At 63.6% G+C, this 18409-nt stretch carries 20 protein-coding genes and 1 pseudogene; 17 read left to right on the top strand and 4 right to left on the bottom strand.

What is annotated here, in order from left to right:
* The first annotated feature begins 46 nt into the window (after nucleotides 1–46).
* From pnuC to P0M04_RS26310, 3 genes are read left to right on the top strand one after another with little or no spacing between them, the layout of a single operon-like run.
* The gene (gene pnuC, locus P0M04_RS26300) at nucleotides 47–631 is read left to right on the top strand and encodes a nicotinamide riboside transporter PnuC (RefSeq protein ID WP_259451306.1); all 585 of its coding nucleotides are present in this window, start codon (nucleotides 47–49) and stop codon (nucleotides 629–631) included.
* On the top strand, nucleotides 628–1917 hold the full coding sequence (locus P0M04_RS26305; RefSeq protein ID WP_259451305.1) for a Xaa-Pro dipeptidase: 1290 nt from the start codon (nucleotides 628–630) through the stop codon (nucleotides 1915–1917). Before pnuC ends, P0M04_RS26305 begins: the two co-directional genes overlap by 4 nt.
* Nucleotides 1918–1948: 31 nt before the next feature.
* Entirely contained in the window at nucleotides 1949–2284 is a 336-nt protein-coding gene (locus tag P0M04_RS26310) for a four-helix bundle copper-binding protein (RefSeq protein ID WP_259451477.1), read from the top strand.
* A gap of 4 nt (nucleotides 2285–2288) precedes the next feature.
* On the opposite strand, the gene P0M04_RS26315 is transcribed toward P0M04_RS26310, so the two are convergent.
* From P0M04_RS26315 to P0M04_RS26325, 3 genes are all read right to left on the bottom strand, one after another.
* Nucleotides 2289–2627 (bottom strand): hypothetical protein, encoded by a 339-nt coding sequence (locus tag P0M04_RS26315; protein WP_259451304.1) that lies wholly within the window; start codon nucleotides 2625–2627, stop codon nucleotides 2289–2291.
* Between the two features lie 87 nt (nucleotides 2628–2714).
* Nucleotides 2715–2993, bottom strand: coding sequence for a hypothetical protein (locus P0M04_RS26320; RefSeq protein ID WP_259451303.1), 279 nt, complete (start codon nucleotides 2991–2993; stop codon nucleotides 2715–2717).
* 70 nt (nucleotides 2994–3063) lie between these two features.
* Nucleotides 3064–3864 (bottom strand): SDR family NAD(P)-dependent oxidoreductase, encoded by an 801-nt coding sequence (locus P0M04_RS26325; protein ID WP_259451302.1) that lies wholly within the window; start codon nucleotides 3862–3864, stop codon nucleotides 3064–3066.
* A 119-nt stretch (nucleotides 3865–3983) separates the two neighbouring features.
* On the opposite strand from P0M04_RS26325, the gene P0M04_RS26330 reads away from it, so the two are divergent.
* The 4 genes from P0M04_RS26330 (at nucleotide 3984) to P0M04_RS26345 (ending at nucleotide 6744) form a co-directional block, all read left to right on the top strand.
* Nucleotides 3984–4544 carry a TetR/AcrR family transcriptional regulator gene (locus P0M04_RS26330; protein WP_259451301.1) on the top strand — a complete coding sequence of 187 codons (561 nt, stop codon included), beginning with the start codon at nucleotides 3984–3986 and terminating at the stop codon, nucleotides 4542–4544.
* A 69-nt stretch (nucleotides 4545–4613) separates the two neighbouring features.
* Nucleotides 4614–5144 carry a GNAT family N-acetyltransferase gene (locus P0M04_RS26335; protein ID WP_259451300.1) on the top strand — a complete coding sequence of 177 codons (531 nt, stop codon included), beginning with the start codon at nucleotides 4614–4616 and terminating at the stop codon, nucleotides 5142–5144.
* An 80-nt stretch (nucleotides 5145–5224) separates the two neighbouring features.
* On the top strand, nucleotides 5225–6388 hold the full coding sequence (locus tag P0M04_RS26340) for a tyrosine-type recombinase/integrase (protein WP_259451299.1): 1164 nt from the start codon (nucleotides 5225–5227) through the stop codon (nucleotides 6386–6388).
* A gap of 38 nt (nucleotides 6389–6426) precedes the next feature.
* On the top strand, nucleotides 6427–6744 hold the full coding sequence (locus tag P0M04_RS26345) for a peptidase associated/transthyretin-like domain-containing protein (protein ID WP_259451298.1): 318 nt from the start codon (nucleotides 6427–6429) through the stop codon (nucleotides 6742–6744).
* On the opposite strand, the gene P0M04_RS26350 is transcribed toward P0M04_RS26345, so the two are convergent.
* On the bottom strand, nucleotides 6745–8238 hold the full coding sequence (locus P0M04_RS26350; protein WP_259451297.1) for a hypothetical protein: 1494 nt from the start codon (nucleotides 8236–8238) through the stop codon (nucleotides 6745–6747).
* Nucleotides 8239–8632: 394 nt separating this feature from the next.
* On the opposite strand from P0M04_RS26350, the gene P0M04_RS26355 reads away from it, so the two are divergent.
* The 10 genes and pseudogenes from P0M04_RS26355 to P0M04_RS26395 all read left to right on the top strand — a co-directional run bounded on the left by P0M04_RS26355 (nucleotide 8633) and on the right by P0M04_RS26395 (nucleotide 18386).
* On the top strand, nucleotides 8633–9934 hold the full coding sequence (locus P0M04_RS26355; RefSeq protein WP_259451296.1) for a lipopolysaccharide biosynthesis protein: 1302 nt from the start codon (nucleotides 8633–8635) through the stop codon (nucleotides 9932–9934).
* A 45-nt stretch (nucleotides 9935–9979) separates the two neighbouring features.
* Nucleotides 9980–11011, top strand: a complete 1032-nt coding sequence (locus tag P0M04_RS26360; RefSeq protein WP_259451295.1) for a GNAT family N-acetyltransferase — start codon at nucleotides 9980–9982, stop codon at nucleotides 11009–11011.
* A 29-nt stretch (nucleotides 11012–11040) separates the two neighbouring features.
* The gene (locus tag P0M04_RS26365) at nucleotides 11041–12087 is read left to right on the top strand and encodes a GNAT family N-acetyltransferase (RefSeq protein WP_259451294.1); all 1047 of its coding nucleotides are present in this window, start codon (nucleotides 11041–11043) and stop codon (nucleotides 12085–12087) included.
* A complete protein-coding gene (locus tag P0M04_RS26370) occupies nucleotides 12087–13445 on the top strand; it encodes a polysaccharide deacetylase family protein (protein WP_259451293.1) in 1359 nt (452 codons plus the stop codon). Before P0M04_RS26365 ends, P0M04_RS26370 begins: the two co-directional genes overlap by 1 nt.
* 12 nt (nucleotides 13446–13457) lie before the next feature.
* Entirely contained in the window at nucleotides 13458–14687 is a 1230-nt protein-coding gene (locus tag P0M04_RS26375) for a hypothetical protein (protein ID WP_259451292.1), read from the top strand.
* Nucleotides 14684–15868: a glycosyltransferase gene (locus P0M04_RS26380; RefSeq protein ID WP_259451291.1), complete on the top strand. Its 1185-nt coding sequence runs from the start codon at nucleotides 14684–14686 to the stop codon at nucleotides 15866–15868. The genes P0M04_RS26375 and P0M04_RS26380 overlap by 4 nt, the downstream gene beginning before the upstream one ends.
* A 34-nt stretch (nucleotides 15869–15902) precedes the next feature.
* A pseudogene (gene hisH, locus P0M04_RS32960) lies at nucleotides 15903–16262 on the top strand (imidazole glycerol phosphate synthase subunit HisH); the annotation flags it as partial.
* A 68-nt stretch (nucleotides 16263–16330) separates the two neighbouring features.
* On the top strand, nucleotides 16331–16462 hold the full coding sequence (locus P0M04_RS32965) for a glutamine amidotransferase-related protein (RefSeq protein ID WP_371877886.1): 132 nt from the start codon (nucleotides 16331–16333) through the stop codon (nucleotides 16460–16462).
* Entirely contained in the window at nucleotides 16462–17220 is a 759-nt protein-coding gene (locus tag P0M04_RS26390; RefSeq protein ID WP_259451289.1) for an AglZ/HisF2 family acetamidino modification protein, read from the top strand. Before P0M04_RS32965 ends, P0M04_RS26390 begins: the two co-directional genes overlap by 1 nt.
* Nucleotides 17217–18386, top strand: a complete 1170-nt coding sequence (locus P0M04_RS26395) for an N-acetyl sugar amidotransferase (protein WP_259451288.1) — start codon at nucleotides 17217–17219, stop codon at nucleotides 18384–18386. Before P0M04_RS26390 ends, P0M04_RS26395 begins: the two co-directional genes overlap by 4 nt.
* Nucleotides 18387–18409 lie beyond the last annotated feature (23 nt).

Raw genomic sequence — 18409 nt, forward strand, 5'->3', positions numbered from 1 at the left:
CGGGCAAGGGAACGTACATGAGCAAGGACGGGCAGGGCCGGGCGCGATGATCGCGCCGCTCGAACTGGCGGCGAACGGATTTGTCGCGGCGTCCATCCTGCTGGCAGGCCGCAACAACGTCCATACATGGTGGACGGGGATCGTCGGCTGCACGCTGTTCGGCGTGCTGTTCGCCCAGAACCGCCTGTACGCCGACGTCGCCCTGCAGGTGTTCTTCGTCGCCACCAGTGCCGTCGGCTGGTGGAAGTGGCTGCGCGGCGACCACGGCGACCCGCTGCCCATCACCCACGCCAGCGCGGCGAATCTCATGTGGACGGTGCCGCTCGGCGTCGTCGCCACGGCGGCCTACGGTGCGCTGCTCCATTTTACGACCAACGCCTACGCGCCTTTCCTCGATTCCGCCGTCCTCGTCTTTTCCATCATCGGCCAGGTGCTCATGATGCAGCGCCGGGTGGAGAACTGGGCGTTCTGGCTGCTGGTGAACTCCATTGCCGCGCCACTCTACCTGAGCCGCGACCTCGTCCTGACGGCCGTGCTGTACGCCGGCTTCTGGATCAATGCCATCGTTTCCTGGCGCAGCTGGTACCGACTGGCTACGCAACCTCTTTTATCCGAGAGCACTACCACATGAACAAGACACCGCTCGCGGCCGCACTGGCCATGCTCACCTTGACCCTATCGGCCGCGGCCGCCGATCAGGTCGTCGCCATCCGCGCCGGCAGACTCGTCGACGTCGTCGCCGGCAAGGTGCTGCAGGACCAGACCATTCTCGTCAGCGGCGAGCGCATCACGGCGGTCGGTCCCACGGCGAATACGACCGTGCCGGCCGGCGCCCGGATGATCGACCTGTCGCGCGAGACCGTGCTGCCGGGCCTGATCGACGCCCACGTGCACCTGACCGGCGACCCGAACCTGCATGGCTACCGGTCGCTGGGCGTGTCCGACATCCGCGCCGCCATGTACGGTGCCTATGCGGCAAAGCGTACGCTGGACGCGGGCTTCACGTCGGTGCGCAACGTGGGGGCGAGCGGCTTCGGCGACGTGGCGCTGCGCGACGCCATCAACGACGGCGAACTGCCCGGTCCGCGCATGCGGGTGGCGGGCTACGCCATCGGCATCCAGGGCGGCCACTGCGACAACAACCTGTTGCCGCATGATTTCCATTTCACGGAGAACGGTGTGGCCGACGGCCCGTGGGCCGCGCGCGCCAAGGTCCGCGAGATGGCGAAGTTCGGCGCGGACACCATCAAGATCTGCGCGTCCGGCGGCGTGCTGTCGAAGGGCGACGAAGCGGGCGCCCAGCAACTGACGCTGGAAGAGATGAAGGCGATCGTCGAGGAAGCCCATAAACTGGGCCGTCGCGTGGCCGCGCATGCGCATGGCGCCAGCAGCATCCGCGACGCGATCCTGGCCGGCGTCGATTCGGTCGAGCATGCGAGCCTGATCGACGACGAGGGCATCCGCCTCGCCCGCGACAAGGGCACGTACCTCGTCATGGACATTTATAACGACGACTTCATCCTGCAGGAAGGCGCGAAGGCCGGCATGCTGCCGGAATCGCTGGAAAAGGAGCGCCTGGTCGGCCAACTGCAGCGCGATAACTTCCGCAAGGCGTTCAAGGGCGGCGACAAGATGGCGTTCGGCACCGACGCCGGCGTCTATCCGCACGGCGACAATGCGCGCCAGTTCTTTTACATGGTCAAGTACGGCATGACGCCCATGCAGGCGATCCAGGCCGCCACGATCAACGGCGCCGACTTGCTGGGCTGGAAGGATCGCGTGGGTTCGCTCACGCCGGGCAAGTATGCGGACGTCGTGGCCGTCAGCGGCGATCCGCTGGCGGACCCGGCCGAGCTGACGCGCGTGAACTTCGTCATGAAGGGTGGCGCCGTCATCCGGAGCGCTGCGCCAAAATAGGCAGCATCCATTCATACCCACGGGGGGAATGATGTCTGAAGCCGAGTTCAAAGCCTGTATCGAAGCCTGCTACGCGTGCGCCGCCGCCTGCGACCACTGTTCGACAGCGTGCCTGCAGGAAGACGACGTCAAGATGATGGCGCGCTGCATCGCCCTGGACATGGATTGCGCCCAGATCTGCCGCACGGCCGCCGCCTTCATGGCGCGCGGCAGCGATGTTGCCCGCGACCTGTGCCGCCTGTGCGCGGACGTGTGCACGGCCTGCGGCGACGAGTGCGGCAAACATCCGATGGACCATTGCCAGGCATGCGCGCAAGCGTGCCGCGCCTGCGCGGACGCGTGCCGGCGCATGGCCGGTGCCGGCTGACCTGTCAGTCGCGGCGGGGCGGTGGCAGGTCGTCTTCGCTCTGGTTGCCGCCCGTTTCGGGCGAGCCGAGGCCGGTGGACCCGGGGCTCGCCTGGCGGCTGCGCGTGTCCTGGTAACCGCGGTTGATGGCCGTCGCGGCCGTGCCTTCGCCTTCGGCCGGCGCGTCCGGCTCATTTGAGCGGCCCTGGCGGTTGCCAGCGTCGCCGGACTGGCTGCTGCGCTCTTCCGGGCGCGGCTGGGTACCGCTGCCACCCGTCTCGGCCATCGTCTCGTGGGTAAGGGTGCTGCCTTCTTCGCCGCTGGTCGGGTTGCCGACGCCGATCGTTGTCGATTTCGCATTCATCTCGCCTCCTGGTCTGTGAATTGATGAGCGATTGTCGCCGCGTGCCCGCCGTATGTCTGTCGGCAGGCACGGCGTGCGCGTGTAGGATCAGACCGGAATCTCGGACGTGCCGCCGCCCACGCTGCCGAATTCCTGCAATTGCTCGATCGACAGGCGCCGCTCGTTGAGGGCAGTGAGGATCGCCTTCAGTTGGTCGGGATCGGGCTGGATATAGACGATGCGCTGCTCGACTTCATCGTCCCAGCAGCGCGTATAGGGTACGTCGGTCTCGGCCATGATCTTCGCGTCGAAGCTGCCGTCGCGCAATTCGCCGAACAGGGTGACGCGGGTCGTGTCGGGCGTCGTGTTCTTTACCGTGATGCTCATGCATGCTCCTTTCGGTGTGCTGGTCGTCACGGTCATTGTCCCGTAGGCGCGCGCGGGCTGCAAACGCGGTTCAAGCGTGCGCGGCGGCCTGGTAGCGCGAGGCCGGCCTGCCGCTCATCGCGCCCTGCATCAGTTTCGCCGCGGCTTCCTCGAAATTCTTCCACAGCTGCGCATCCTCGACGGACGGGAAGGTCACCTGTTCGCCCAGGTCGAGGCCGGCCAGGGCGGCATCGACGCAATCCTCGGCCGTCATCACGATGCGCGGGTCCATCGCATTCAGCCGGTCCTCTTCCCAGATTTCCGTCGCCGTGACCGACGGCGCCACCAGCTGCACGCGGACGTTCGTACCTTGCACCTCGTTCTGCAGCGCGCGGGTCAGGTTCGCCACATGGCCCTTGCCGGCGCTATAAAAGGTGCTCGACGGCAGGAAGCCGAACCCGAGGATCGAGGCGATGTTCACGAGCGTACCGCGGTCGCGCTCGAGGAACGCCGGCAGCGCGGCAAGGCTCAGGCGATTCACGGCGTCCACGTTGATCGCCTGCTGCCAGGCGACATCGGCCGGATCCAGGGTCGTCGTGGAACCCGGCACCGAGACGCCCGCGTTATTTACGAGCATGGTGATGCCTGCGTCATCACGGATCAGGTCGGCCAGGCGCTCGACGTCGTCGCTGCGGCTCAGGTCGGCAACGAAGGGACGGACCTGCACGCCATACTGCCTGGTCAGCGTGTCGGCCAGTTCAGCGAGCTTGTCGCCGCGGCGGGCGACGAGGACGAGGTCGTAGCCGCGCCGTGCCAGGCGGTCCGCATAGATCTTGCCCAGGCCTGCGGATGCGCCGGTGACGATGGCCGTGCCTTGCTGTGCTTTGCTCATGATGTGCTCCTCGATGGTGGGGTTGAAAGCAAACATGATGACTGTCATGTTTGGATGGACGAAGCATGATGGATATAATGTTTGACGTCAACCTCACAATTTATATGGAGGCGATAGACATGCGCTATCCACCAGAAGAAACCGCTGCAAAACACCGCCGCATCCTCGAAGAAGCGGGCCGGCTGTTCCGCGAACGCGGCTTCGCGGGCGTCAGTGTCGGCGAGATCATGAAGGCGACCGGCCTCACGCACGGGCCGTTCTACAACCATTTCGCCTCGAAGGAAGCGCTGATGGCCGAGGCGCTGGCCGACCTGTCGTCCCGGACGCAGGCCGATTTCGACCGCATCGTGGCGGAGCAGGGGATCGCGGCCTACCTCGACCTGTACCTGAGCCGCCGCCACGTCGACGGTGCCGGCGCCGGCTGCCTGATGACCGCGCTCGCCGCGGACGCCGCGAAGGAACCGGCCACGCGCGGCCCGTTCACGGCCCACGTGAAGGGCGCGATTGACCGGTTGATGCGCGCACTGCCCGGCAAGCGCCGCGCCGAATCGGGCGCGCGGGCCGAAGCGATCCTGGCGCTGGCCGCGATGGTCGGCGCCGTGACGCTCGCACGGGCCGTCGAGGACCCGGCGCTGGGCGACGAGATCCTGGCGGCGACGCGGCAGGGACTTCTGGACTAAGCGCGTCTAGTTGCTCTGACAGCAACAGCCCGGTACACTGAGCCGTGACCAATCCATGGAATCCAGCTCATGAATAGCGAGTTCATCACTTCTGTTCCATACCTTCACACGGAACGGCTCTTGCTGCGCGAATATCGCCGGGAGGACTTCGACGGATTCGCAGCGCATTGCGCCGACCCGGTCAGCGCGGCCCATCTGGTCCCGGCTGACCGCCCTGCTGCATGGCGCATCTTCTGTTCACAAGCAGGACTCTGGCTCATCCATGGCGCGGGTTGGTGGGCTGTCGAGGAAAAGGAGACGGGTCGACTCGTCGGGAACGTTGGCGCGTTCTTTCGCGAGGAATCCACCGTGATGGAGCTTGGCTGGAATACCTATCGTGCCTTTTGGGGCCGCGGATTCGCGAGCGAAGCGGCGGCGGCGGCCCTGGACCATGCGCTCGAGATCCGACGCGAACCCAAAGTTCGGGCGCTCATCGCTTCCGCCAATGAGTCGTCGCTGCGCGTTGCCGGGCGACTTGGCCTGACTCATGAAGCGGACACCGAGATATACGGCAAAGCGGTTGGCGTGTACACGCGTGAACGGGGAAGCTCAATCGTTTAAGCGCTAGATCAACCGTTGCGCTGGGCCGCGGGCGCCCGAGCTGTTATACTGTATAAAAACACAGTTATTACAGCGCCGTCATGCCGAACTTCACGCCCATCGACCTTGGTCCAACGATTCCGGAAGCGATCACGACCGGCACGAGCGGCCGCCTCCACGTCAAGATGTACCGCCAGGCCGAGGACGCGATCACGGAAGCGACCACCGACATCGAACTGGCCCGCGAATTCATCGCCCACGGCGAGCTGAGCGCGAAATCCATCCAGAACACGCAGAAGGAATTGTTCCGCTTCCTGACCTGGTGCCGCGAGGAAGCCAAAAAGACGCTGGCCCAGCTGAACGTTGCCGACCTGAACGCGTACAAGGAATTCCTCAAGGATCCCCCGCCCGAGTGGGTGTGCACGACGAAATGGCCACGCACCGATCCGCGCTACCGGCCCTTTACGGGGCCGCTGTCCGACGCGAGCCGGCGCCAGGCGATGATCGCCGTGAAGGGCCTGCTGGGCTTTGCCGAGCAGACGGGCTATCTGCGCCGAAATCCGGGCGCGCTCGTCCGCAACGTCCGGGCGCCGTCGGCGAGCCGCATCACGCGCTACCTGACGCAGGGCGCGATCGCGCTGGCGCTGGAAACCGTCGCGCACCGTCCGGCCGACACGCCGGCCGCCCTCAAGCGCCGCGCCCGCGACCGCTTCCTGCTCGTCGCGTTCGCGCACACGGGTGCGCGCCTGAACGAGATCGTGGGCGCATCGATGGGTTCGATCTACACGGAAGGCAACGGCCGGTGGTGGATCGATGTCGTCGGCAAGGGCAACAAGCCGCGTCGCCTGCCGGTGCCGCCGGAAATGCTGGACGCCTTCTGTTCTTATCGTCAGGCGTTCGGCCTGTTGCCGCAGACCGGCCGTACCGACGGGATGCCGCTCGTCCTGTCGAGCCGCAGCCGCGAGCTCGCGCGCATCACGGACGAAGCCGCCGCGGAAGCCATCAAGGCGATTTTCGCCGACGCGGCAGGCGTCGCGGACGGGCGCGGCGACTTCGACACGGCCGCCACATTGCGCCAGGCATCCGCGCACTGGCTGCGCCACAGCATGCTGACGAATCACGCGAACAATGGCGTGCAGCTCAAGACCCTGCAGGACACGGCCGGCCACGCGAACATCGCGACGACGGCGGCCTATCTGCACAAGACCGACAACGAACGCTACGACGAAATCATCGCGTCGGTAAACGGCCGCGGCATCCTGTAGGCGCGCCGGGTCGCTGTACTGCGCGCTATACTGGAGGCATGATGACGCCAGCCCACGCTACCAGCGGTATCGACGGCCAGGTGATCCTGCGCCCGGTGAGCCCGGTCGAATGGCCGGGCATGGTCAACCAGCGTCCTTACGAGGCGCTGATCGGCGTGGCGGATGGGGCGGGGCGCCACATTGAGGAAGTCCGCAGCGATCCGGACGGCCGTTTCCGCATCGTTCTCGAACCCGGCACCTACCTGCTGCGCCCTGAATCCGACGCCATCTACCCACAGGCGCCGGCGCAAACGGTCACGGTGACCAAGGACCAGTTCACGCCGGTACGCATTATTTACGACAGCGGCATCCGCTGATCACGCCGTGAAGCCGATGCCGACGATACGGCTGCCCCAGTCGTGGTTGGTCAGGACGTCCTCGTTGACCAGCCATGCGCGCCGTGTGTTGCGCGGATCCACCGTGACCGCCGAATAGTCGCCCCAGCGGCCACCGGTGAAGTACGTCGGACTCGTGAAGGCCGCGATACCGGGACTCAGCGAGTACGTCGTGCCGTTGTTGTGGTCGAAGCCCGAGAATCGCACCTGGGCATTCGTACCCCGCGGCGGGTCGGTCATCGTCCAGGTCACGTAGATGTCGTTTGCGCCGTTGGCCGCGATCGAGGCGTTGAAGTCGAACGACGTCGATGTCCCGAAGAAGAATGCGCTTTGCACGAGCGAACTGGTGGCCGTGTTGATCTGGTAGAACTTGGGCGCCGCATAACCCACCAGGTTCACGGTATGGACCTGCCACAGGAAGTCGCCCGTCTGCGTGCTGGCGTTGACGAAGCGGCCGTCGAGCGTATCCAGCGTGGACGTCGTCCCCGGCTGCGGCGCGTCGGGCGGCGCGGTGTAGGCGGGCACCGCCACGTTCACCGGTCCCGTCAGCTGGATGGCGTTCGGCCGGCTCGAGTTCGTCAGCGTGTAGAGGCTCAGCGAGCTGCCGCCCGACGCGGCGATCAGGTACGTGCGTGCATTCTGGTCGAGCACGATCGGCGGCGCCAGGGTAGCGCGCAGGCCCGTGAAGACGGGGACGGAGAAGCCGAGACCGTTGTACAGGCGCGCTTTCGCCACGGCGAACATGTCGGCGCCCCGGAAGCCGCCGGACGCCGTGAACACGTTGGCCGTGATGATGACCGAGTCCTGGTCGTAGCCGAGCTGCGGGTAATCCCAGAAATCGCCCGCGTTGAAGGTCACGTTCAGCGCGTAGATGAAGTACGAGCCGAGCGGATTCGACGTCGTGGAAATCGCCACGAAAAAGAGCTGGCGCGTGCCCGATTCCTGGAACGCGTCGGCCGTCACGACCCAGCGGTTCCACACGCTGTCATACACGGCGCGCGGATCGAACAGCACGCGGGTGGTGTAGCCGAAGAAGGCCGCCAGCGAAATGCTCGTGCGCTGGCTCGGATTCGCCCGCAGGAAGATGTCGATGTGCGAGTTCGTCACCTCGACGAAATGGTCGAGGCCAACCGCGCCATGCGTATCCGGGGGAATCAGGCCGTCCACGTCCGTCGCGCCCGCGAAATTCGGGCCGACGAGGCCGATCGGCGCACGGGGGAGGGCTTCGGCTTCGGCTTCGAGCTCCGCCTCGACCGGCTTTTCGGCCGTCCGGTCCTGCGCACGCAGCTTCGTCTTGAGCTCCTCGTACTCGGCGGCAGGCATCGTCGGCAGGAAAGGCTTCGACTTTCCTTGCGCGACCGCACGGGCATTCGGTGCCAAATTGCTTTCCATATCGTGCAGCATGGCCTCCACGGTCCGCAGCTGCGGCGCCGGTGCCTCCAGCCGGGTTCCGATTTCGATAGCAGAATGTTTCACGGCATTACTCCTTTCCATTGAAATTGCTTGCAGCGCTGGAACCAGCAGACGGGCAGGCGCCATTCCTGCGCCGTTCACTATCGTGACAAACGGGCTGGACGTCGTTGATGGCGGTCAGGGGGAAAGGGCTCCGCGTGTGAGAAGGAATTTCCTAATACCGGGAGAATTAACTGAGGCTCGGCGAGGAATTGCGTGCATCCACTTCGGAAATTGGCAGCGCATCTTTAGGTGTTCGTTTTAATACACACTTTTAGACTTGAGTCGTATCAAACGGCTAAATCAGCCCTTATAGCAGTATCTCACTTCGTATCGGTTTTGGCCGTCCTACACTTGATAGTCACGGCGTAATGCAACACCTGTTTCAGTGCCGTTTGGCACAAAAGCGTACACGTCCATGTTAAATAGCGTCAGAGTGTTCTTCCAGGGCGAATTCAACCGTAATGTTGTCACCCTGATGACAGGGACCGGGCTCGCGCAGCTTATTCCCCTCGCGGTAACGCCGATCCTGTCCCGCCTTTACCCGCCGGAGCAATTCGGCGTACTCGCGCTCTTTGTCTCGGTGGTATCGAGCTTGTCCGCCCTGGCCACCGGCCGTTACGAATTCGCGATCATGCTGCCGCGTAAGGATGTCGATGCCACCAATATCGCGGCAATGTCGATCACGATCAATCTGATCGTCAGCGTCGCCCTGTTCGCAGTCGCCTGCATATTCGGCAAGTCCATATCGAACGCATTGGGAAACGAGTCGATGTCGATCTGGCTGTATGTCGTTCCGCTGGCAGTTTTTCTGAATGGTATTTACGCGAATCTAAAATACTGGAGCAATCGCCACAAACTGTACTTCTTGATGGCGCATCGGCAAGTACTTCAGAGTGGAGGGACCTCGGCGGTGCAGCTCGGCCTCGGGCTGCTCCGCGTCGGCGCCGGAGGATTGGTGACAGGAAGCGTCGCCGGCCAGGCGCTGGCGACAGGAATGATGGCGGGCATGGTGCGCCGCCATTGCCCGCACTTCTGGCGCGGCATCGACAGGCGCAAGATGCTGGCCCTGGCGAAGCGTTACCGAAGCTGTCCGCAATATCTGGTGCCGGCCCATACATTGGGTGCAGTGTCGGTCCAACTGCCCACGATATTCATCAATGCGGCGTTCGGCCTGGCGGCGTCGGGATTTTTCATGCTGGCCGAGAGGGTGATCGGCATGCCGCTGTCGCTGATTTCAGGCTCGATTGGCGATGTGTTCAGGCAGGAAATCAACGACGCTTTTCTGGCGGGGAACCGTTGCAGGGAAATATTTATTTCGACACTCAAAAAGCTTGTGGCGGTCGCCACACCCCCATTCGTGGTCCTGCTATTTTTTGCACCATCGCTATTTTCACTGGTATTCGGTGAAAAGTGGCGTGTTGCGGGCGAATATGCCCGATTGATGTGCCCGATGTTTTACCTGCGCTTCATCAGTAACCCTTTGAGCCTGGTTGCGATAATCGCCCAGAAGAATCGATTCGAGTTTTGGTGGCAGGTGGGTATGTTGCTATTCCTGATGATCGTGGCGGCAACACATTACCTCATTCGCCTGGACGTGAAAATGTACATCGCAGGCTTCGTGATTATCTACAGCGTATTTGATCTCGCAAATCTTTTCGCTTCATATAAATTCGCCTGCGATGGCGACTTGCGGAAGCCTGTTAGCCGAGCGCCTTGATCGGCTCCGCAGTTTGAATCGTTGTTTCATGATGGGGACAAGGCAATGGATGCAGTTATTCAAGGGTTGAACGGAAAAGCAAGCGAAAATGCGCGGCACCCGTCCGATACGCTGCTGAACCAAGCGGAGTATCGAAACCTGTGTGCAGCCGAGCCGTCGATCCCGATTTTTTCGAACGCCTGGTGGCTTGATGCGGTAGCGGGGCCGGACGGTTGGGACGTCGCGCTGGCAAGGGTCAATGGACGAATCGTCGGCGCCATGCCGTTCTGCGTGGCCATGCGGTACGGCATGAAGGTAATCCAGCAGCCGCCTTTGACCCCCGTACTCGGGCCGTGGATACGGGACGACGGCGGCAGCCCCGCCACCAGACTGAGCAACGAGCAAAAGATCATGCAGTCGCTGATCGAGCTGCTACCCCGGTTCGACCATTTCAGCCAGACCTGGAACAAGGATTTGTCGAACTGGCTGCCTTTTTACTGGAACGGTTTCAGCCAGTCGACCGAATACACCTACGTCGTTCCCGGACTGGATGACCTGGACAGCGTCTGGAGCAGGTTCGATCCCACGCGTCGCAAACATTGCAGAACCGCTGTTGCGCGGCACAATCTGCGGGTGCGCGAGGACCTGCCGCTCGACGCTTTCCTGGCCCTCCACAGGATGACGATCGAAAATCGCGGCGTCGCACAGGGGTTCACCGACGATTGCCTGCGCCGCCTGGACGCCGCCTGTGTCGAGCACAAGCAACGCAAGCTCCACATCGTTGTCGACGAGGCGGGCCGGCATTGCTCCGCCACCTATACGGTGTGGGACAACAATTGTGCGTACGCATTGCTGAAGGGTTCCGACCCCGACATGCGCCATACCCAGGCGCCCAGTGTCTGCCAATGGGAAGCCATCAAGTTCAGTGCCACGGTTGCCCCGAAATACGATTTTCTCGGAAACATGAATCCCTCGATCGAACCCTATGTACGCAGCTTTGGCACGGAGCAGACGCCGGTATTCACCATCACCAAAACCCCCTCGCGGCTGCTGCGCCTGCGCCGCGGCCTGATCTCGGCGCTCGCCAGCGGACACTAGGAACGCCTCTTTTACCGAAAGCCAGCCCGATGACGACTATCCCGCCCAAGGCGCCGCCGTCCGCGGCGACGCAGCCGCACGCCAACGACCATGCACAGGCCACGAGCGACAATGCGTCGCCTAAGGAAACGTATCGGCAGTTCTGCGCCCAGGAACGGTCGCTGCCCCTGTTTTCGCGCGACTGGTGGCTGGACGCGGCAGCGGGCCGGGACGGGTGGGACGTCGCGCTCGTCAAAAAAGGCAGCGAAATGCTCGCCGCCATGCCTTATGTGGTCCGCAGTCGCTACGGCATGAAGATCGTCACGCAGCCCGCGCTCACGCCCATTCTCGGCCCCTGGCTGCGGCCGACCGGAGGCAGGCAGGCGGCGCGGCTGAGCAACGACAAGGACGTGATGCAAGCGTTGATCGATCAGCTGCCCCGTTTCGCTCACTTCGCGCAGACCTGGCATCCCAGCGTCACGAACTGGCAGCCTTTCTTCTGGAATGGCTTCCGCCAAACCACGTATTACACCTTCGTTCTCCCTGAATTGACCGACATCGACAAATTGTGGGCCGGGTTCGAAGGGAAGACGCGCCGCGCCATCACCAAGGCGCAGAAGCAACACCAACTGCAAGTCCGCAGCGACGTCCCGCTCGACCTGCTTCTCGACCTGAACCGCAAGACCTTTGCACGCCAGGGCTTGCCCCCACCGTATCCCGACGACTTCGTCCGGCGCCTCGACGCCGCATGCCGGGAGCGCGGCTGCAGCAGGGTGTTCTGCGCGATCGATCCCGACGGCGCCGCGCATGCGGCCTGCTACATCGTCTGGGACGAGCACAGCGCCTACGGGTTGATCTCGGGCACGGACCCTGCCTATCGCGGGAGCGAGGCCAACAGTCTTTGCGTATGGGAGTCGCTCCTCCACGCCGCCCGCGTGACCCGCCAATACAATTTCTCCGGTTCGATGATCGAGCCGTTCGAGGGCTATCTGCGCGGCTTCGGCGGCAACCATGTACCGTATTTTCACGTCAGCAAAACCCCGTCGCGGCTGCTGACCATGCGCCAAGGCCTGCTGTCACTCACCGGGAAGAACTGATGCTGCGGGTCTCACTTCCGGAAAGTCACCGCCCCGAGCGCACGTGGATCTGCAAGGTTCTGCTCGGAGAATTCCTGGGGCTCGATGTCGAGCTCGCGTTCGACCGCGTGGACGCGGTGCGCATCAGCGCGGCCGGCAGGACACTGCGTTTGCCGGACACCTTCTTTGCCGGGGCCGCGGGCACCGACGCGAGGCCGCAACGCTGGATCGTCGCCCACAGCGGTCTCGATGCCCGTCTGTGCGAGGCCAGCGTCCCGGTGCTGTTCGGCGCGCCCGGCTTCACGATAGACGCGAGCGGCAACGCCGCGCTGTCGCTCGATGTCTTCGGATCGGCATTCTTCATGCTCGCACGCTACGAGGAATCGGTCAGTCCCGCGCGCGACGGACATCAACGGTTCCCCGCCAACCTGTCGCTTGCCGTACGCCAGGGTTTTCTAGATCGCCCGATCGTGGACGAGTATGCCGAGATCCTGTGGGCGGCCATCCACAGGCTATGGCCCACGCTCGCCAGGAAGCGACGTGCCGCACGCAAGCTGATCAGCTGCGACGTCGACCTGCCGTTCGATCCGGCCTGCGCATCGATGTCGCGTCTCGGCAAGCGGCTGGTGGGCCGCGCGGTACGGGAGCGCTCGCTGAGTGCGCTGCTCGCGACCGCCGGCAACTACTGGGCCGTCAAGCGCGGGAACCAGGCACGCGATCCTTACTGGCATGCGTTGTCGTGGATGATGGATGTGAACGAGAGGGCGGGCAACCAGGTCACGTTCAACTTCATTCCCGAAAGGACCGACGGCGCGATGGACAATGCGCCGGGCATCGACCATCGGCGCATGCGCGAGCTGCTGCGCACCGTGCATGCGCGCGGCCACCTGGTCGGCATTCACCCCGGCTATAACACCTACCGGCATCCGGACGCGTTTACGCGCTCGACCGCGGCCCTTCAGCGCGCCATGGACCAGGAAGGCATCCGCCAGGACGAGCTGGGCGGGCGCCAGCACTACCTCCGGTGGGACGTGCGGACCACGCCGCAGTTGTGGGCAGCGAACGGGCTGGCTTACGACAGCACCCTGTCTTACCCGACGATCGCCGGATTTCGCACGGGCACCTGTCACGAATACACGATGTACGACCTGGTCGGGCGCCGGCCGCTCGCTCTGAAGCAACGGCCGCTGATCGTCATGGAAAACGCGGTGATCGACGAACCCAACATGGGACTGGGCCACGGCGAACGAGCGCTTGCCGCGATGCGGCACTACAAGCAGATCTGTGCCCGTTTCGATGGCAACTTCACGCTGCTCTGGCATAACTCGTCGTTCACGGGCGAAGTTGACCGGGCAATGTATTGCGACCTCATCCAATAGGCGGGCCGACCAATGCGCGCCACCTTTGCCCCCTCAGCCAGCATCGCCGGCACGCCCGGCAAGGCAGGTCCGGCGCGGCTCGCGTTCGTGTTGCTGTTCCCGGGCTTCTTTTTCTACCAGACACTGATCGGCATGGGTGCGATGGGGGCCTTCCTGGGCGGGTATTTTTCGGTCGTGTCCATCGGGCTGTTTCCGCCGCTCGCCACCATGTATTACCTGGGAATCAAGGCGTCCGTCCACCGTGTAACGTCGACTGACCGGCTCTTCGGCTTTTTCCTGCTCTATTTTTTCGTGATTGTAGCGACCAACGCAGCCTTTGGCGCCAATTCCACGATCGTGAAGACGCACCTGTTGTCGATCCTCTATTTCATCAATATCTACCTGATCTTCAAACACTGCGACTTTTCCGAGCGCAAGACGATCGCGACGACGCTGGCCGCTCTGCTGCTGATGTCGGCGACCATTTTCTTCTTTTCGCAGGACGGCAGTTTCCAGCCCGGGCAATTCGGCGATCCTGCGAGCCCGGATAGCGTGGCGACCTACCAGGAGCTCGCCCGTTCCTACGTCCTGACCTTCGTGACGGTCATCTCGTTTACCCGCGTGCTGGCCGTCCGGCTGGTCCTGTATGCCATGGCTGCCGCGGCCCTGTTCCTGAACGGTGCGCGCAGCGAACTGGTGGCGGCGCTGTTCCTGTTCCCGATGATCGAACTGTATCGCGCGAAGCACTGGCTTCCTTTCCTGTACCTGGTGCTCCTTGTGTTCGGCCTGGCCAGTATCGATTCGAACTTTCTGGCGAATCGTTTTCCTGAGAGCCGGGTGTGGGAATTGTTCGACCTCTCCCACTCTTCGTCCGCGAGCGCCAGGCACGAACTCACCGACCATGCGCTGCACACGATTGCGGAGAACCCGGTACTGGGCGCATACGCAAGTTATCCGCCGGGCGGGTACTCCCACAACATCCTGTCGGCCTGGGTCGACCTTGGTTTGTTCGGCTTTGTCTACATGCTGTTCATGCTGGCACGCGCCGCGGTCGGACTGTGTACCCACGGTTGGCTGGTACGGCCCAGGTCGGGCCATTTCCTGCTGGCATGGTCACTGATCTGCATCTCACTGCTCCTGCTGGTGACCGCCAAGACATTCGACGACATGTTTTTCGGCGCCGCCATGGGCGCCTACGCGAACTATCGAAGCAGGAAACAAGTGCCGGAAGCCGCCGATAACGTAGAAGGAGAGTTACCTTGATCAATATTCACCTGTATCCGTCGCCATTCCTGAACGAGAGCCGGATCCTGCGCGAGGCCTGTTCGCTGTCCCGGTTGGCGCTGTTCGACCGCATCGACCTGGTCGGCGTGGGGCACGACGCCGTGCCGGCGATCGAGGATCTGCAGGGCAATATCCGGATCGTACGCATCGGACAGCGCAGCGGCAGCGGCCTGGTCGGCAAGCTGAGACGCACCGGCAGCTGGAGCCGGGCCGTCTACCAGCGCTACCGCGACGAAAAAGTCGGGTGCGTCAACTGCCACAGTATCGCCACCCTCCCGCTCGGTGTCCTGCTGAAGTGCGCCACCGGCGCCAGGCTGGTGTATGACGCCCACGAACTGGAGACAGAGACCAATGGCCTCGGCGGCCTGCGCAAGTTCCTCACCCGGTTGGCCGAACGCGCCCTGATCCGGCACGCCGACCATTGCATCTTCGTCGGGCAAGCGATCGAGCAATGGTATGTGCGCAAGTACGCATTGCGTAACGTGACGGTGCTCTACAACTGCCCGCCGCGCCGCAGCGTGAACCCGGCCGATTATTTCCGCAAGGCGTATTCGATCGATGCTGGCACGCCCATCTTCCTCTACCAGGGCTTTATCGGCGAGGGCCGCGGGATACGCAACCTGGTCGAAGCGTTTGCCGGCCTGGGCGGGCGCGCGGCGTTGGTCGTGATGGGTTACGGCCCGCTGGCGGACTGGGTTGCGGCAGAAGCTGCGCAGCACCCGGGCATCCATTACCACCCGGCGGTCGCGCCGGAACGCCTGCTCGATTACACCGCGGCGGCCGATTTCGGGCTGTCGGTCATCGAGGCCACTTCGCTCAGTTACGAGTACTGCATGCCCAACAAGCTGTTCGAGTACGTGATGGCGCGCAAGCCGGTACTGGTGTCGCCGACGCGCGAACAGAGCGAGTTCGTGCGCAGGCACGAGATCGGCGAAGTCACGCGCGATGCCTCGCCGGCAGCAATCCGCGAAGGCGTGCTGCGCTTGCTGGCGCGCGACCAGGGCGCCCTGCAGGATGCGCTGTTGCGGACCGCCGACGAATATTGCTGGGAAGGGCAGGAGGCCAAACTCGAGACCGTCTATCTGAATGCGCTCGGCATGCGTTCGCGCACGTACAACCACGGTCATGAAGGGGAGGCGCAGCATGATCTCTGTCATTGACTACGGCGTCTGCAATCTCGGGTCGATGCTCAACATGCTGCGCAAGGTCGGCGCCGAGGCGCAACTGGTATCCACCGCCGCGGAGCTCGAGCGGGCCGACAAGCTCGTTCTGCCCGGCGTGGGGGCCTTCGACAACGGCATGGGCGCCCTGAAGGAGCGCGGGCTGGCCGAAGCACTGCGCAAGCGGGTGCTCCAGGACAACGTCCCGTTGCTGGGCGTGTGCCTCGGCATGCAAATGCTGGGCCGCCGGAGCGAAGAGGGCGGCACGGCGGGCCTCGGCCTGATCGATGCCGAAGTGCGCCGCTTCCGGTTTGCGCCGGACAGCAGGAAGAAGGTCCCGCACATGGGCTGGAACCTGTTGGCGCAGCGCCGCGACGGCCCGCTGCTGCGCGAGCTGGCTGGCCGCTCCCGTTTTTACTTCTGCCACGCGTACCACCTGGTCTGCGCCGATCCCGCGACGTCGTGGCCACCGCCGACTACGGCGGCGAGTTCGTGGCGGTGCTCCAGCACGACAATGTGTACGGAGTGCAGTTTCATCCTGAGAAGAGCCATCGCTTCGGCATGGCCCTGCTGCACAACTTCGCGGAGCTGTGATGTTGCACCCACGCGTGATTCCCTGCCTGCTGATGCGCAGCGGCGGCCTCGTGAAGACGGTCAAATTCAAGAATGCCCGCTACGTCGGCGACCCGATCAATGCTGTGCGGATCTTCAACGAGAAGGAGGTCGACGAACTGGTGTTCCTCGACATCGGCAGCGCCGGCACGCGCGCCGTGCCCGACTTCGACCTGTTGGCCGACATCGCCAGCGAGGCCTTCATGCCGTTTTCGTACGGCGGCGGCATCACCAGCATCGGGCATGTGAAACGCCTCTATGCGCTCGGGGTCGAGAAAGTCGTGATCAACACCGCGGCGGCCGACCAGCCGAACCTGGTGTCGGAAGCGGCCGCGCTGGCGGGCAGCTCCGGGGTCGTGGTGTCGATGGACGTACGCCGCAGCTGGCTGGGCAGCTATACGGTTTGCGTGGCCGGGGGCACGCGTGACCTGAAGCGCGAGCCGGCCGCGTATGCGCGCGACATGGAGGAACTCGGCGCCGGCGAAATCCTCCTCAACGCGATCGACCGTGACGGCACGAGGGAAGGCTACGACCTCGAGCTGGTACGGCGGGTCAGCGAGGCGGTGTCGATTCCGGTGGTGGTCGCCGGTGGCGCGGGAGACTTGCGGCACTTCCGCGAAGCCACCGAAGCCGGTGCGTCCGCACTGGCCGCCGGCAGCATGTTCGTTTTTCACGGCAAGCACGACGCCGTGTTGATCACGTATCCCGAGTACGAAGAACTGGACAGGATATTCAAATGACGTCGATTACGGAAAACTGCAACTATTCGGCCGTGCCGGACCAGACCCACCAGGCCTGCACCCGCTGCATCATGAACACGATGGCCGACCGCGGCATCAGCTTCGACGACATGGGCCTGTGCTGTCACTGCCAGCGCTACGACAGGCTGGTGAGCGCTCGCCGGCTGCAGGGCGAGCAGGGACGCGAAGCGCTGCAGGCGCTGGTCGACCGCATCAAGGCAGCTGGCCGCGGGCACGAGTACGACTGTATCGTCGGCGTCAGCGGCGGCGTGGACAGTACCTACGTGGCCTGGCTCGTCAAGCAGCACGGCCTGCGCCCGCTGGCGGTACACTTCGACAATGGCTGGAACTCCGAACTGGCGACCAGGAACATCGAGCTTGTGCTGCGCAATCTCGGCATTGACCTGCATACCCATGTCGTCGACTGGGAAGAGTTCCGCGACCTGCAGCTCGCCTTCCTCAAGGCCTCGACCCCGGATGGGGAGATCCCGACCGACCATGCGATCGGCGCCTTGCTGTGGAAACAGGCGGCATCGCGGGGCATCAAATACATCATATCGGGGATGAATTTCGCCACCGAATCGATCAGCGTGCCGGAATGGTCATACGGGCATTCCGACTGGCGCTTCATCAAGGACATCCATCGCCGCTTCGGCAGCGTGAAGTTGAAGACCTACCCGCACTTCAGTCTGTTCTTCCTCTTTTACGCAAACATCCTGCGCGGCACGCGCATCGTGTCCATCCTGAATTACGTCGATTACGACAAGGAAGAGGCCATGACACTGCTGCGCAACCAGCTTGGCTGGAAGGACTACGGAGGCAAGCACCACGAATCGATCTACACGCGTTTCTACCAGGGCTATGTCCTGCCGCGCAAATTCGGCGTCGATAAACGGTATGGCCACCTGTCGGACCTGATCAACGCTGGACAGATCAGCCGGGCGCAGGCGCTTGCGGAGATGCAGCGACCGCCATACGCGGAAGAGCTGCAGCAGCAAGACCTGGCCTATGTATCGAAGAAGCTGCGCCTGTCGACGGAGCAGTTTGCGGAAATCATGAGTGCGCCGGTCAAGTCGTTCAGGGACTACCGCAACCTGTACGGATTCGTTCAGTTCCTGCGCAATACGGTCAACGCGCTGCGCAAGCGCCATCTGTATCCGCGATAAAACCGGAGATAAACACGGACGGC

Source organism: Telluria mixta (assembly GCF_029223865.1).
Taxonomy (GTDB): domain Bacteria; phylum Pseudomonadota; class Gammaproteobacteria; order Burkholderiales; family Burkholderiaceae_D; genus Telluria; species Telluria mixta.

Excerpts from the sequence above, each read along its gene's own strand:
- P0M04_RS26305 (WP_259451305.1), top strand. The coding sequence starts at position 628 with ATGAACAAGACACCGCTCGCGGCCGCACTGGCCATGCTCACCTTGACC.
- P0M04_RS26310 (WP_259451477.1), top strand. The coding sequence starts at position 1,949 with ATGTCTGAAGCCGAGTTCAAAGCCTGTATCGAAGCCTGCTACGCGTGC.
- P0M04_RS26340 (WP_259451299.1), top strand. The coding sequence starts at position 5,225 with ATGCCGAACTTCACGCCCATCGACCTTGGTCCAACGATTCCGGAAGCG.
- P0M04_RS26315 (WP_259451304.1), bottom strand. The coding sequence starts at position 2,627 with ATGAATGCGAAATCGACAACGATCGGCGTCGGCAACCCGACCAGCGGC.
- P0M04_RS26330 (WP_259451301.1), top strand. The coding sequence starts at position 3,984 with ATGCGCTATCCACCAGAAGAAACCGCTGCAAAACACCGCCGCATCCTC.
- P0M04_RS26375 (WP_259451292.1), top strand. The coding sequence starts at position 13,458 with ATGCGCGCCACCTTTGCCCCCTCAGCCAGCATCGCCGGCACGCCCGGC.
- P0M04_RS26360 (WP_259451295.1), top strand. The coding sequence starts at position 9,980 with ATGGATGCAGTTATTCAAGGGTTGAACGGAAAAGCAAGCGAAAATGCG.
- P0M04_RS26365 (WP_259451294.1), top strand. The coding sequence starts at position 11,041 with ATGACGACTATCCCGCCCAAGGCGCCGCCGTCCGCGGCGACGCAGCCG.
- P0M04_RS26345 (WP_259451298.1), top strand. The coding sequence starts at position 6,427 with ATGATGACGCCAGCCCACGCTACCAGCGGTATCGACGGCCAGGTGATC.
- P0M04_RS26325 (WP_259451302.1), bottom strand. The coding sequence starts at position 3,864 with ATGAGCAAAGCACAGCAAGGCACGGCCATCGTCACCGGCGCATCCGCA.
- P0M04_RS26390 (WP_259451289.1), top strand. The coding sequence starts at position 16,462 with ATGTTGCACCCACGCGTGATTCCCTGCCTGCTGATGCGCAGCGGCGGC.
- P0M04_RS26320 (WP_259451303.1), bottom strand. The coding sequence starts at position 2,993 with ATGAGCATCACGGTAAAGAACACGACGCCCGACACGACCCGCGTCACC.
- pnuC (WP_259451306.1), top strand. The coding sequence starts at position 47 with ATGATCGCGCCGCTCGAACTGGCGGCGAACGGATTTGTCGCGGCGTCC.
- P0M04_RS26370 (WP_259451293.1), top strand. The coding sequence starts at position 12,087 with ATGCTGCGGGTCTCACTTCCGGAAAGTCACCGCCCCGAGCGCACGTGG.
- P0M04_RS26395 (WP_259451288.1), top strand. The coding sequence starts at position 17,217 with ATGACGTCGATTACGGAAAACTGCAACTATTCGGCCGTGCCGGACCAG.
- P0M04_RS26355 (WP_259451296.1), top strand. The coding sequence starts at position 8,633 with ATGTTAAATAGCGTCAGAGTGTTCTTCCAGGGCGAATTCAACCGTAAT.
- P0M04_RS26335 (WP_259451300.1), top strand. The coding sequence starts at position 4,614 with ATGAATAGCGAGTTCATCACTTCTGTTCCATACCTTCACACGGAACGG.